Source organism: Flavobacterium hiemivividum (assembly GCF_004349145.1).
Classification (GTDB): Bacteria; Bacteroidota; Bacteroidia; order Flavobacteriales; family Flavobacteriaceae; genus Flavobacterium; species Flavobacterium hiemivividum.
Genome location: NZ_SMFO01000015.1, coordinates 19854 through 35374, shown reverse-complemented (window position 1 = coordinate 35374; position 15521 = coordinate 19854). Strand labels below are relative to the sequence as shown.

General features: G+C 36.3%; 9 protein-coding genes. 5 read left to right on the top strand and 4 right to left on the bottom strand.

The features are described from left to right. Positions 1–23: 23 nt before the first annotated feature. Positions 24–3329, top strand: a complete 3306-nt coding sequence (locus E0F98_RS14680) for a hypothetical protein (protein ID WP_132112804.1) — start codon at positions 24–26, stop codon at positions 3327–3329. A 215-nt stretch (positions 3330–3544) separates the two neighbouring features. Further along, on the top strand, positions 3545–8890 hold the full coding sequence (locus tag E0F98_RS14675; protein ID WP_132112801.1) for an ice-binding family protein: 5346 nt from the start codon (positions 3545–3547) through the stop codon (positions 8888–8890). A gap of 301 nt (positions 8891–9191) precedes the next feature. Here E0F98_RS14675 and E0F98_RS14670 read toward each other — a convergent pair whose 3' ends face one another. Together E0F98_RS14670 and E0F98_RS14665 are read right to left on the bottom strand one after the other, a co-directional pair. Next, on the bottom strand, positions 9192–10451 hold the full coding sequence (locus tag E0F98_RS14670) for a DUF819 family protein (RefSeq protein WP_207917114.1): 1260 nt from the start codon (positions 10449–10451) through the stop codon (positions 9192–9194). Positions 10452–10694: 243 nt separating this feature from the next. Further along, positions 10695–11195, bottom strand: a complete 501-nt coding sequence (locus E0F98_RS14665) for a DUF456 domain-containing protein (RefSeq protein WP_132112799.1) — start codon at positions 11193–11195, stop codon at positions 10695–10697. Between the two features lie 357 nt (positions 11196–11552). On the opposite strand from E0F98_RS14665, the gene E0F98_RS14660 reads away from it, so the two are divergent. Continuing rightward, on the top strand, positions 11553–12029 hold the full coding sequence (locus E0F98_RS14660) for a hypothetical protein (RefSeq protein WP_132112797.1): 477 nt from the start codon (positions 11553–11555) through the stop codon (positions 12027–12029). 136 nt (positions 12030–12165) lie between these two features. On the opposite strand, the gene E0F98_RS14655 is transcribed toward E0F98_RS14660, so the two are convergent. Further along, complete coding sequence (locus E0F98_RS14655; RefSeq protein ID WP_132112795.1) at positions 12166–13266, bottom strand: glycosyltransferase family 2 protein; 1101 nt, start codon at positions 13264–13266, stop codon at positions 12166–12168. A gap of 12 nt (positions 13267–13278) precedes the next feature. Further along, positions 13279–14241, bottom strand: coding sequence for a lysylphosphatidylglycerol synthase domain-containing protein (locus E0F98_RS14650; RefSeq protein WP_132112793.1), 963 nt, complete (start codon positions 14239–14241; stop codon positions 13279–13281). A gap of 298 nt (positions 14242–14539) precedes the next feature. On the opposite strand from E0F98_RS14650, the gene ruvC reads away from it, so the two are divergent. After that, complete coding sequence (gene ruvC / locus E0F98_RS14645; RefSeq protein ID WP_132112791.1) at positions 14540–15094, top strand: crossover junction endodeoxyribonuclease RuvC; 555 nt, start codon at positions 14540–14542, stop codon at positions 15092–15094. Between the two features lie 63 nt (positions 15095–15157). Continuing rightward, positions 15158–15520, top strand: a complete 363-nt coding sequence (locus E0F98_RS14640) for a four helix bundle protein (protein ID WP_132112789.1) — start codon at positions 15158–15160, stop codon at positions 15518–15520. The last annotated feature ends 1 nt before the right edge of the window (position 15521 follow it).

Genomic DNA, 15521 nt, shown 5'->3' with positions numbered 1-15521 from the left:
TCATAGCGTTAAGCAGTATAAAAATGAAAACTTCTTGTTGTATTTTGTGTAATAATTATCGTTGTCTATGGCTTTATGCCTTATTTATGGTTGTAACTGCGACGCATACTCGTGCACAAGGAAATTCTTTTCATGAAGAGGTGGCATTATTTGCTGCTTTTGATGAAGTTCCTGTAGAAATTGTGGTAGATGGTAAATGGAGTTTTGAAACCAATGCTATTATTACAGATTCCAATTTACTTTATATAAACGTTTCGGATTTCTTTAAGCATCTAAAAATAGTGTGCAATGAGAGTACAGTTGGGAATAGTTTAGAGGGTTTTATCGAAAATGAAACCAAAACCTACACAATTGATTACAATACCAAGCAAATTAAAGTAGGTAGTAAAATAATTACGTCCAAAAATGGTCTGCTGGAAGAAATGGGTGTTAAATATATGGAAGCTTCTGTATTATCTGAAGTTTTTGGTTTAACATTGACATTCAATCCCAGATCGCTTTCTGCTAAATTAGTGTCTAGTTTTGAATTGCCTTATGTAAGAGAAATGCGAATTGAAAACAGTAGAAACAGCATTTCGAAATTGCAAGGACAGGAAGTAGTCGTTGACACTATTATTCCACGGGATTATAACTTGTTTAAATTCGGGATGTTAGATTGGGCTGTAAACTCTAATCAGACCGTAAACGAAGCCACTACTAATAATGTTATTTTAGGCGTTGGGGGTGAGTTGCTTTTTGGCGAAGCCAATATTTCGATTAATTATAATGATAGGTACGAATTTGATAATCGCCAACTGCAATACAGCTGGCGGTGGATTGACAATGATAAGAAAATTATTAAGCAAGCTCAGGTAGGTAAGATATACAATCAGAGTATTGCCTTTCTAGATTCACCAGTAATTGGAGCGACAATCAATAATTCACCTAATACCGTTAGAAAAGCAACAGGAACTTATGCTATTAACGAGTATACAGAGCCTAACTGGACTGTGGAGCTTTATATAAACGATGTTTTAGTCGATTATACTAAAGCCGACGCATCAGGATTGTATGTTTTTAACGTTCCCATTGTCTATGGATATACGACTTTAAGATTAAAGTTTTACGGACCTCTAGGGGAAGAGCGTACTGAGGAGCGTGTTATGAATACGCCCTATACGTTCATACCAGCAAAAACATTGGAATATAGTATCTCTGGAGGTTTTTTACAAGACGAGAATGGAAGTCGCTATGGAAAAGGGGATTTTAATTATGGTGTGAATCGCTTTTTAACTGTAGGAGGAGGCTTAGAGTATCTTTCGAGCATTCCCAATAGGCCATTTATTCCTTTTGCAAAAGTAGCTTTTCAACCCTTTAGTACGATGGTTGTCAACTTAGAATACGACCATGATGTGAGAATGATTGGGTTGTTGAATTATAACTTCACAAAAAGCGCTTTTTTAGAATTGGATTATACAAAATATGTAAAAGGACAGTTGGCAACGCGTTTTAATGCACAAGAGGAAAGGAAAATTAGAGTCTCGGTTCCTTTTAAAATAAATCAATTTTCAGGTTTTTCTAAATTGAATTTTAGCCAATTTGTCTACGACTCTTTTAATTTCAACCAGCTCGATTTTGTATATTCAGCCTATTACAAACAATTAAGCTTCAACTCTTCTACATTAGTTAACTGGGTTGGGACAAAATCGCCTTATATGACTACTAATTTATCAATGTCGTATAGGATGTTGAATGGTTTTGTTTTACGTCCTTCTGTAGCCTATGATTTGAATGATAATATGTTGACGAGATATCGCGCCGAAATCGAGAAAAGGATTTCTAAAATGTATTTTTCAGCATCCTATGAAAGAAATATTGCTTCGAAAAACGATGCTGTTTTCCTAAACTTTAGATATGATTTTCCTTATGCACGTACAGGTGTGTCTGCATTTTATAGCAATAATAATTTCAGTTTTTCTGAAAATGCGCAGGGAAGTTTGGCCTTTGGAGGAGATAATAATTATGTTCATGCTGGCAATAATTCAGCCTTAGGAAAAGGAGGTATCTTATTTTATCCATTTTTGGACCTGAATCAAAATGAAATATTAGACAAAGGAGAAAAAATGGTGTTGTTGACGACGGTTAAAGTGACAGCGGGTAAAGCGGTAATAAGTAAAAAAGATTCTATTGTTAGAGTTTCTGATTTGAATGCATTTGTCAGTTATAATGTAGAGTTTTCTAATGATGATTTAGAGAGTATATCCTGGAAGTTCAAACACAATACTTATCAGATATTGGTTGACCCTAACCAATACAAACGAGTTTTTGTACCGATTCTCTCTTTAGGGGAAGTAAACGGTACCGTTTATTTGAATCAAAAAGGCGCTACGAAAGGACAAGGCAGAGTGACGGTTCAGATTTATGATAAGCAAAGTAAAAAAGTAGCGGAAACCTTGAGTGAGTCCGATGGATATTTCAGTTATTTGGGATTGAAACCAGGTAATTATACCATTCGAGTTGATGACCAACAGTTAGAAAAGCTGAATTATCAATCTTTTCCAAAAGAACATACGATTGAAATAGCAGTTTCTGAGGATGGAACGATAGTGGACGGACTGGATTTTGAAATTAAAACTAAGGTAGCGGCAGCTGAAATTGAGATGGAAGCTTCTGAAGTTAATGTCCAAATCAAGCCCAAGAAAATTTCTGAAGATCTAGCGGCAAAACCGATAGAAAGCATTACTAATACAGAGGAAGTTTTTTATAGTATTCAACTTGGAGTGTATAAAGATCATACAAAACCAAAAGCGTTGGATAATCTAGACCTAGTTTTTTATGAAGATTTAGCTGATGGTAATGTTCAGTATTATTATGGTTTTTTTAGAACAAAGGAAAAAGCAAATATTGCTAAGAATACTCTTGCGTTTAGAGGTATTAATGGAACATCAATTGTTACATATCAGTTTGGAAAAAAAATTGCGACTCGGGAGACATCGGTAGTTAAAGAAGAAGAGGTAAAAGAAAGTTTTGTTCCTGTTGAAGCAAAAGAGCAAAATAACACTAAAAAGAATACTGCTTTTGGCAAAATATCAGATGAAAAAGGGCTTTTTTATAGTGTTCAGATTGGAGTATTTAAAAATTACGTACATTCGAACTGGTTTTTAAATTATAAACCAGTGTTTTATGAAATTTTATCCAGTGATAGGATTCGGTATATTTCAGGTAGATACGATTCGAAAAAAGAAGCTAAAGCTGCACAAAATAGAATAATAGCTAAGGGTATAAAAAAAGCTTATATTGTTAAATACAATGATGGAAAAAAGGTTGATACCAGCAATGGGGAACATTAATAAAAACGAATAAGCAATGAAGGTAAAAACAAATAGGTCAGTTCAGCTTAAGTTGGCTAGTGTTAATTTTGAACTTAATAAATAGCAACTGAATTATATAATAGATAATTGAAGAATAATAAGATTATTAATTAAAAAGTTGCATTTGTGACTTGAATTTAAATATGAAAAAAGATAGTTTTTCAGAAAAAACAAAGATAACAAAAAACACAAATATGTATGTAAAGATACTTTTTCTGTTGTTTTTACTATTTGGATTAACTTCCGTTTTTGGACAATCAAAAACAACATTTACTACAGCAGAAAGTACAAGTTTTACGGTGCCTTCAGGAATTACTGGTGTTACGCTAGAAGCCTGGGGTGGTGGAGCAGGAGGTGGGAGTAATGCAACAGGAGGAGGAGGAGGTGGAGGGGCGTATGCTTCAGGATTTGTCAATGTTAATTCAGGGTCTTCACAAAAAGTAACTGTTGGTGCAGGTGGTAGTGCAAATAGTAGTGGAGGTAATTCTGTATTTGGTTCCAATCTTATTATCGCAGCAGGTGCATCAGGGCAAACTGGAGGTGCAATCAATTCAAGTACTGGAACAATAAAATTTGCTGGTGGTGATGGAGGATCGGCAGGCGGAAGTAGTGGTGGCGGAGGTGGTGGATCTGCCTTTCCAACAGCTATTGGAAACAATGGGGCTACAGGATCAGGGAATTCTAATGCAGCTGGTGGAACAGGTGCAGGAGCAGGTGGAACAGGTGGAGGAAATGGAGAAACTGGAGGGAATGGGGTTGTTCCCGGCGGCGGCGGCGGCGGCGGTAATAAGGCCAGTGGCGGTAATGGCGCCAGTGGGCGAGTTATTGTGGCGTATTATTTATTAGCAAGTACATCTACGACAAGTTCTATCTGTGTAGATAATAATTTAACGATAACCATAAGTGGTAGTGCCGAAAGCTTGCCAGTTGGATCTTATACAGTTACTTATGATCTGAGTGCGCCAAATGCTTCAGAAAATAATAGCACAACCATGATGGTAACTACCGCAGGTACTGCAACATTTACAACCGTAGCTTTAAATAATGTAGGACCAACAACTATTACAATTACCTCTATTACTGCTACTATGGAAGGTTTGGTTTATAAAACGACCTATGATGGTACAGGAAACGCAAATAATAAAGCAACAATTACAGTAAGCCCAATCTCAGTTGGCGGAATAGCAGTAGCTACTACATCGACTGTTTGTTCAGGAAGTGGCACTACCATTAGTTTAACTGGAAGTACCGGAACTATTCAATGGCAACAATCAGCTGATGGAAATACAGGTTGGTCAACTGTAACGGGAGGAAGTGGAGGTACTACTGCTAGTTATAAAACTCCTAATCTTTATACAACGACATATTATCGCGCTTTAGTTACTAGTGGCGCCTGTACATCCGCGATTTCTACAGCAGCTACAATAATGGTGTCCAGTATTCCTGCTAGTCCTGGCATAATCACAGGTTTAGCTGCGCAATGTGTTGGAGCAACCACACAAATATTCAGTATTGCAGCAGTGGCTAATGCAACCAACTACTCATGGTCGGTGCCAGCAGGAACAGGATGGTCAATAACTAAGGGGCAAGGTACAAACACTATTGAGGTTACTGTTGGGACTGGTTCTGGAAATATTTCAGTAAATGTAGTTAATGCTTGCGGAATAGGATATGCAAGTGGTGATAATGGCTATAAGTATGTTACTGTTGTTTCAGCGCCTGCTGCACCGGAATCACCTAGGGCTGATAGTCCAAATTGTACCGGATTTACGGTTCGATGGGCATATACGGCTAATGCAACAAAATATTATCTTGATGTATCCATAAATAGTGACTTTTCAACATTTGTATCAGTGTATAATAAATTAGATGTAGGGAATGTTTTAAATCATGTTTTAACCGGATTAAATCCAGGGACTACCTATTATTACAGAGTTAGAGCTAATAATAGCTGTGGTACAGGTCCTAGTTCATCGACCATGAGTTTTGCCACAAGTCCTATTCCAACTACAGCTCCTGTCGTTACTAATGCAGCTGATATTATATGTGATTCAGCTCAACTTAATTGGAATATAGTCGATAATACAACAGGTTTGTATTTAGATATTGCTACAGATGCTAATTTTACGGAGTATGTTGGTATCTATCATGATTACAATGTCGGTTATAATAATGGAAGTTTTTACGTTTCTAACCTCCCTTCCGGAGATTTATATTATAGAGTGAGAGCCTATAATAGCTGCGCAACAACTGGATATTCTAATACTGGAATCTTTAGAACTACTGCTCCTTTAGGAGGTTCAGTTTCTCCTGCTCAAACGATTTGCTCTGGAACTTCACCAACCACTAATTTGACATTGAGTGGATATGCAACGGCAAACACAAAAATTTTGAAATGGCAAAAAGCAAGTGATGCAGCTTTTACTACTAATGTATCAGATATCGCTGAAACGACGAATGTTTTAACTGTAAGTAAGATGGGTGCTATAACGGCAAATACCTACTTTAGAGCACAAGTACAAAATCAGTTTGGGTCCTGGTGTAGTTCTTATTCTTCGCCCGTTTTAATAACTTTTAATAATTCAGGTACTCCAGGTGTAGCTCCTAGCACACCGGGTGCAATTTCAGGAAAGGTTTTACAATTTCCTGGCGTTGTAGATCAGGTATATAGTATTGCAGCAGTGGATAATACTACAACTTATAATTGGACAGTTCCTACAGGATGGATCATAACTGCAGGAGCGGGGTCTACATCGATTGTGGTAACTACGGGTTCAGCCGCTCAAAATGGAAAGATATCAGTATCTGCATTAAATAATTGTGTGAGTAGTATAAGTGCGGCAACACTTCCCGTAGCAGTAACGGTTGATCTCAAGTCACTTATTAATTTTACACTTTTTACATCCGAAGGGGCAGTATCGAATACCGCTGTTTCTAATGTTGAAGGCAGTGTCGGGACAAATGTAGGTGCGGTAACTGGTTTTGAAAGCCCATCAGTTGTTAATGGAAGTATTGAAATTGCGAATAATGTTACTGCACAAGCAGTTCTAGATTTAAAAGAAATTTGTAATCAGATAACTAACACGGTAACAACAAATTCTACATCTGGAGCTAGAGCTATGGGTACTGGTGAGACACTTTACCCAGGTGTCTATTTTATAGGAGGTGCAGCATCAATAGGAGGTACTCTGATTTTAGATGCGCAAGGAGATCCCAATGCTCAATTTATTTTTAAAATAGGAGGTGCATTTACAACTGGTGCAGGTACTAATGTAGTTTTGTTAAATGGAGCTTCCCCCGCAAATATATTTTGGATGGCTAATGGTGCAATTGCTATGGCTGCTTCGACAACGATTAGTGGAAATTTAATTAGTAATCCTGGTGCCGTTTCAATGGGTGCTGGAGGACAATTGTCTGGAAGAATGCTTTCTACATCTGGTGCCGTTTCTATTTATGGAACCCTAGCTGCAAACACGAGCATAAACAAATGGAAAGGCTCAGTGAGTACTAACTGGAATAATGCCAATAACTGGACTCAAAATTTTGTTCCTGCTGTAGATGCTAGTATTGTTTTTGACGATGTTCCACTAAACAATTTAGTATTAGACCAGAACCGATCAGTGACTAATATTCTCAACACACAATCAACTTATAAAGTGGTTTGCAACGGCAAAATACTTACTATAAAAGGAAATACTCTTTTTACAAACGGAGCGCAAATAGATGCTTCGGCTACGGGTTCTGTAATGGAATTCGCTGGTAGTATTACCCAATCTATTACTTCTGGATCTTTCTTTAATGATCAAGTTTTTAATTTGACTGTGAACAATGCCAATAATGTAGCCGTAAATGGAAATCTTCGTATATTAAATATACTTAATGTTTCTTCAGGGCGCTTGGACGGGATTTCAAATTTACCGACCATTATTTATGGAGGTTCTTCAGCGCAAACTATAGAAAGCAATCAGTATCTCAATGAAAAGATTTTTAATTTGAATATTGATAATGCAAATGGGGTTACTCTTAAAACGAACTTTGCCCTTGCTAATAATTTGACAATTAACTCAGCTAAAAAATTTATCATTGATGCAGCCCAAAGCTTAACGGTGACAGGTTCTATCACTAATAACGCTGGAACTATAGGGTTAGTTTTAAAGTCCACAGCCGCCGGTACCGCTTCTCTAATCCATAATACAAATAATGTTCCTGCTACGGTACAAAGATATATTAGTGGGGCTAAAGAAGCTTGGCATTTTCTTTCCGCTCCAGTTTCTAATCAAACAATAGCGGGAAGTAGTTTTACACCTTCTGGAACGTATGGTAATGGAACTGGTTATGACTTATATCTCTGGAATGAGCCAACTCCTTGCTGGGTATATCATAAAAATGATGAAGGCGGTTTAACGGTAGATCCTAAGAATCCAAAGTGGCCAGCGGTACATTCTTCGACAAATTTCATTCCTGGCCATGGCTATTTGTATAGTGTTCAAGCTACAAATCCAACTGCTGAATTTGCAGGAAATTTAAATAATGGAAGTATAACTTATTCGATTACAAATAGTATTCTTGGAGAGGACCCAAATGTGAGAGGGTTTAATTTAATTGGGAATCCATACCCTTCCTCAATTGATTGGTTAGCAACTTCAGGTTGGACGCGTGACGCTTTACTAGTGTCTGGTGGAGGTGGTTTTGACATGTGGATATGGAACCCTGTCACAAGTAATTACGGGGTGTACAATTCATTAACATCCATAGGTACAAATGGAGTGACACAAAATATTGCGCCAATGCAAGGTTTTTTCGTTAGGGCGGCAACTAACGGTACTGTTACTATGACAAACAGCATCAGAGGAAATAGCGGTGCAAATAATTGGATGAGGATGAAAACGACGAAAGCCGAGATTATAAAAGTCCAAATAGCTTCTAAGGAAGATAATGGTTCTGATGAAATATTACTTCAATTTGGCGCTCCTTCAAATGAGGCTGGTGCTGCAAAACTTTTTAGTACGGTTACAACAGCGCCTTCACTCTTTTTAAACCATGAGAAAAAGGAATTATCAGTGTTGAATTTAACTGATATTATCGAAAACGCGTCGGTTCCTCTAATGTTCAAAGCAGGAAAGGATGGTAATTATGCGTTGAGTATTGGTAGTGAAAGCGCCTCTTATGATGTTCTATTATTAGAAGATAAGAAAACAAAGACGATTACTGATTTAAATACAAATGGAACATATCAATTCAATGGTTCAGTTAAAGACGCTGCAGACAGATTTGTACTTCATTTCGTGCCTATAATTCCAGAGGTGGTTCATTTACCGGCCACAATTTATTATGATGGAAATGAAATTAATGTGGACTTAACTTTGGTAGAAGGACAAACTGATATTAAAGTATATGATATGTTAGGCAGGTTATTAGTAGATAAAAAAGTGGAAGGAAAAATGATTCATAGTTTTGCTATCAAGGTAAAAAATGAGGTTTATATTGTTTTAGCAAATAGCAAAGGAAAATCTATCAGTCGAAAAGTTTTGGTTTACTAATAAACAGTTAGTAGATTTTAAAAAAGCCCTATTCATGTAGTTGAATAGGGTTTTTTTGTATGCGTGCTTTCTGCGTGAGGGATAGTAGCGGCATCCTTTTTATCCTGAACTTATTTGAGGATCCTGAAACTAGTTCAGGATGAAAAGATATAGCGCATAGCCCGACCCGCTTTTTAGCGGGTCACGCCCTGATTATTAGACCAATTAAAGAAGTGCTAATCTCATTGAATCTTTGGTGTGCTTACAATGAGAATTAGCGCTTAAAAGCCTTTATTTTATTACTATTGAATCGTAGTAATATCTAAGTTATAATTTGGAAAATTTGCTGCAGTAACAATCCACAAACATAAGCTCCATAAGTTCCCACAGCATAACCTAAAACTGCAAGTAACACGCCTACAGGAGCTAAAAACGGACTAAATGCTGCAGCAACAATTGGTGCCGAAGCTGCTCCGCCAATATTCGCTTGACTTCCTACTGCCACATAAAAGAAAGGTGCTTTAATAATCTTGGCTACAATTATCATAACAATAATATGTGTGGTAATCCATATAATCCCCACAAGGAATAATAAAGGATTGTCAAAAATAGCACCTAGATTCATGTGCGTTCCTATGGTGGCTACTAATATGTACAAGAATACTGTTCCTACCTTTGAGGCACCATAGCTTTCTATTTTTCGTGCTTTGGTAAACGATAATAAGACCCCTGCTGTTGTAGTGATAATTACCAGCCAGAAGAATTCATTTGTAAAAGAATATTTCTCTAATGCAGGATAGTTTTCCTTAAAAAATGGAGCCAGGATGTCGGCTAAAAAGTGTCCTATTCCAGTCAGTCCAAAAGCCACCATCAGAACGATCATTAGATTATTAGTAGTCAGCGGTGTTCTTTTACCAGCTTGTTCTTCTTCTAGTTTTTGTTCTAATTCGGCAATTGCAGCATTATCGGCTTTGAGCCATTTGTCAATTTTGTCTGATTTTTGAGCACCATAAAGAAGAAAGCCCATCCATAAATTAGCAACCAAAACATCTACTGCAATCATTTGAGCAAACATGCTTTTGCTTGCGCCAAATACTTCTAGCATGGCGGTTTGATTTGCACCACCACCAATCCAACTTCCGGCAATTGTAGATAATCCTTTCCAAACTTCTTCTCCGTTTGATAAAGCTACTTCAGGGAAAAAACTCCCTACAATATATAATGCTAATGGACCGCCTATAATTACACCTAAGGTTCCAGCAAAAAACATAATAATAGCTTTGCTTCCCAGTTTTTTTAATGCCACAAAATTGATGCTTAAAGTAAGCAACACTAAACTCGCGGGTAATAAATAGCGAGACGCAATATTATAAAGATTTGATGTCTCTCCTGATATGATATTGAAGGTGTTGAAAAGTGCTGGTATAAAATAGCACAATAAAACCGAAGGAATTATGCTGTAGAATTTCTTGAAAAAAGGTTTCTCGCTGGACGAAGTGATAAAAATAAAACCTAATATAGTCATAAGAATTCCTAGTACGACAGCATCGTTTGTTATTAGGGCAGTTGGATGTTCGATCATTGTTTTTTGGTTTGTATGGTTTTGATTAGCAAATCTAACATTTCGTTTTTAGTTGCAGCATCAATTTTTAATAGTTCGCTTGAATTTCTTCATTTTAAAAGAAAACGAAGGATTTAATTAGTTGATACAAGTTTAAGCTTTAAATGGGAGTTTTTTTTTAATAGAAAAGACTATCAGTAGCAAAGAAATAAATCCCCTTCAATTTCTTTAGTTTCCAATGTATTAATTTCGCTCTTTTAAGTTTTAAAACAAAACATCTTTGTAGCGCCAAACAATAGTAATGTATAGTCCTAAAAACAACACGCAAACTAAAAATTGCATGAAAGTAGATGCTAGAAAACCTATAATTGATCCTGTTGCCGCTCTTAAAGCTCGCTTTTGGTTCTTCGAATCATAAATTAATTCTCCAATAAAAGCGCCTAAGAAGGGGCCGATCAAGAAACCAAACGGAATAGGAGCGAAGATGCCGACAACCAGTCCGATATTTGTTCCCCAAATTCCATATTTACTTCCGCCAAAGTGCTTCGTTCCTTTAGCAGGAATAATGTAGTCTAAATAAGAAATCACGACCGTAATCAATAAAGTAATACTAAGAATCCAATAGTTCGAAGGAACAGCATTGGTGAAATAAAGTAATACAAGTCCCAGCCAACTAATTCCAGGACCTGGTAAAACTGGAATTATACTTCCTATAATGCCAATAAACATGCAGCCAAAACCGAGAATTAAAAGGAAGATATCCATAAATTTATTTTTAGTATTTTTGAAAAATAGAAAACGAACGCTTATTTACAGAACGCAAATGAGAAAATTAGCGGTGATAATTCTGATATTATTTTTTGTCAATGCCGCTTTCGCCCAATCTAAAGAGTACAAAGTCGCGGATTTGAAACAATATATATATTTTGCGAACAAAGCAAAAGTATTGAAATTTTCGATGAAAGATTTTGATCGCCTCTTTTTTCAGATAAAAAGGCATTAGCCGAAGCAAGTAAAAAAAACTGGTTTTCTGAAAGCTATTAAGATTATTCGCTTTCGAAACAATCTCAACAATAATAATTGTATTTTTATAGCCTAATACTCCCATTCAAAAACAAAACATTGAAGCACTATTACTTTTTTTTAGTACTCTTACTTTTTAACTCCTGTCAATATTTCGAAAAGCAAGTGCCTTCGGAAAAGGAATTATTGAATAAAGAGCTGAAAGCCATCAATTGGAAAGAAGTGGATGAGTATCCCTCCTTTGTAGACTGCGAAAAATTAGAAAATAAATCACAGCGCCAACTCTGTTTTTTTGAGTTTTTAACCGAATTGATTCAGCAAAAACTCACCAGCGACACACTCTCCATCTTGTATCCTGAACTAGATACCATCGAAGTCAAAGTGACTATTTTTCCTAATGCAAAGATGAAATTTGAACCCCAGTTTCCTAAGGATTCCGTTGCTTATGACACCATTAAAATCGACAGTATTCTCCATGCGCGATTGGTTGATTTTCCAAAGGTCAATCCAGCCATTAAGCGAGGAATTCCGGTAAAAACACAGTTTATACTTCCAGTAATTCTTAAAGTAGAGTAGTTTTTTAGCCTTAAGTTAAATTTAGATTAGGAGCTATTTCCGGCTTTCGCTTTTATCTCGCTTCGTTTCACTCCGCGAGGATATCAGCTCTATCCGGGCTAGGGCTTTAGTTTTTCATAGCAACTATTAATAAAACCTAAAACCTACGTCCTTTCCATTCGTATTTTCCAAACAGCGAATATAAGGCAACACTCACGCTGAAGAACGGATAAAATAAGCTGCTCAAAACTACGTAGCGCATTTTAGTTTTACTCAAAAAAGAATGAGATTTGCGGATTAAAACAAGATCTACAACAAATTTCGAAAGCAGTAATAAAACGATGGTCAGCCAGGAGAATAAACCTAAAATACAGAACCCAATACCTACTACAATACTTAAATTCCCAGCAAAAACGATTAAACCTAACACTTTACCAAAACTGCTTTGATACGAAGTCGTCTTCGATGCCCAGCGAACTCTTTGGTAAAATAATGCGGACCAACTATCAACTGGTTTAGTAACCACAATATTACTTTTGGATTTTAAATAACGCACTCTTTCTGGGAACTTGGCGACCGCTTTTTGCAGCAAGAAAACATCATCTCCGCTGGCAATGGAGTTATTGCCTTCAAATCCATTCAACTCTTCAAATAGGGATTTTGTGTAAGCCAAGTTGGCACCATTGCACATAAAACCTTTCCCAATGCCAAAACTACCAATGGTAGCTCCCTGCAAACTCGTCAAATCCAACTGCTGAAAATGATGCAAGAACGAATTTCCGCAATCATAGGTTACTGCTCCAGCAATCATATTCGCATCATGATTCTGAATGTAATTGTCCAATGTCAACAACCAGTTTTCAGCCACCACGCAATCCGCATCAGTGGTGATAATCCAAGCGCTATTTAGGTGTTGCATTGCAGTCGTAATCGCATCTTTCTTGGGCGAATTAGAAACTCTATTACTTTTTATGACCCGTACTGAAAACTGAAAACCGAAAACTGAAAACTGTTCCTCAGATTCATCATCGACCAGAAGTACTTCAAACAGTTCCGTTGGGTAATTCAACTTCGAAAAGCTATCTAAAAGTATAGGTAGCGTAGCCGCTTCATTTCTAAAAGGAACTACAATAGTGAATTTAGTTTTTGGCGCTAAACCAATAAATTCAAAGGAATTAATTTTTGTAAAACCATAGATTAGCCATGCAATGGTAATGCAGTAAATAATTAAAATCAAGGGCAAAAAAAACACAAACATATACTTGACGTATTAATTTTTATTTCCCACTTCGGGGGTTAGGGGGACTTTAAAATTCAGCACATAATAACTACCTATAATAACAGGAATGACCACATTTAGAAACCACATTAAGGTAGTAATAAAAATAACGATCCACTCATTTACGCCCAATATTCCGAAGATATAAATAGATAAACCGCCTTTTACAGCAAAGTCTAGAAATTGAAAAGTAGGTAGGGAAGACGCTAGGAAATAAACAGCGGTGATCGCAGCCATTAATGTTAGATAAGGCAAATCAACATCAAAAGCCAAAAACAAGAAATAGTATTGATGCGAGAAAACGAAATAACGGCAAACCGCCAAAAATATATTTTTCTGATGAATTGATTTTGGGATTTCGTTAATCTTATGAATCAGTTTTTCGATGGAATATCCTTTTATAGTTAGTTTTTTTACTAAGAACAAAGATCCGAAAATGAGAATTAAAACTCCAAAAAGGATAATTACCGTTTTTGTGGTAATGACATTGTATTGGGCATTAAAATACAACAAACCAAAAACTCCAAGGAAAATAGTCAGTACCATCTGGATTCCGTTACAAATCAAGTTTAGAAACAGTACCTTCTTTGTTTCCGATTTTTCGAAAAACATGGCTTTTCCGGCATATTCGCCAACGCCATTTGGAGTAAACAATCCAGCAGTCAAGGCGGAGAGAACCTGTTTACTAGCTTCTACTTTAGAGATTTTGTGTATTACAGAAACTAGATTTTTCCATTTTAGAATCTCAAAGAAACGATTTAATACACTCAACAACAATAGGAAACTAATTCCCACAACCGACTGTTTTTTTTCGAATAAAACTAGAAATTGGGCCCAATCGAGTTTATTGTTATTTGCCAGCTGATTGTAAATAAAATAAAAGGCACCCCCTACAATCAAAAGTTTGATTAGAAGTACGAGGAAATGCTTAGTTTTGTGAGGAATCGAAATCATTGATGTAAAGTAAAGCAAACTATTGTGAAAATGCTATTCGGATCGAGTTTGCTTATACCGGGTGAAGTGAAGAAAGTATTCCGCAAAGATTCACAAAGCAACAGCAAAGTTGCGCTAAGAATTTAAATTAATTTACGACTCTCTGAGACTTCTTTGCGAGGGACTGTGCAAGAAAAAAAGCATTACGCAAAGCTGCATAAATATTTAAATTAGTTTTGCGACTCTCTGAGAATTCTTTGCGAGGTTCTGTGTAATAAATAAAAATTGATCCTTCGCAGCAAAAAAAACGAACAAAATAATGGCAAACGAACGCATCATACTAGGTATTGACCCCGGAACCACCATAATGGGTTTTGGTTTAATACGGGTTATCAATAAAAAAATGGAGTTTATTCAGTTGAACGAACTGCAGTTGAATAAAATGGACGACCATTATATGAAACTGAGAAGAATTTTTGAGCGTACCATCGAATTGATTGACACCCATCATCCAGACGAAATTGCAATTGAAGCGCCTTTTTTTGGAAAAAATGTGCAGTCCATGTTAAAATTGGGAAGAGCGCAAGGCGTTGCTATGGCAGCAGGACTTTCGAGAGATATTCCTATTACTGAATACGAACCCAAGAAAATTAAAATGGCCATTACTGGAAACGGAAACGCCAGCAAAGAACAAGTTGCCAAAATGCTGCAACAGCTTTTAGGACTCAAAGAATTGCCAAAAAATCTAGATAGTACTGATGGACTAGCAGCTGCGGTTTGTCATTTTTTTAATTCTGGAAAGGTGGTTGGTACAAAAAGCTATACAGGTTGGGATGCTTTTGTAAAACAGAATGAAGAAAGAGTAAAAAAGTGATCAGTATTTAGTGATCAGTCGAAGTCGTTAAAAAAAAGTAGTAATCAGTTTATAAATGTAATTATGAGATTTCAAGATTTATTAGCTTATGAGAAATCATTTGCGTTAGTAATGAAGATTTTTGAAATTACAAAATCATTTCCAAAAGAGGAAACCTATTCTTTAACGGATCAGATTCGGCGGTCGTCTCGAAGTGTCCCTGTTACTATCGCTGAAGCACATAGAAAAAGAATTTATCCAAAACATTTTTATAATAAATTGACTGATTCTGATGGCGAAAACTCAGAAACACAAGTTTGGTTAGCGTTTTCTTGTAAATATATTTCAGAACCAATTTTTAAAGAATTTATTTCAGAAAGCTTAGAAATAGGAAATCTTATTAATTATATGATTTTAAATCCTGAAAAGTTTGGAGTAAAAAAATAAT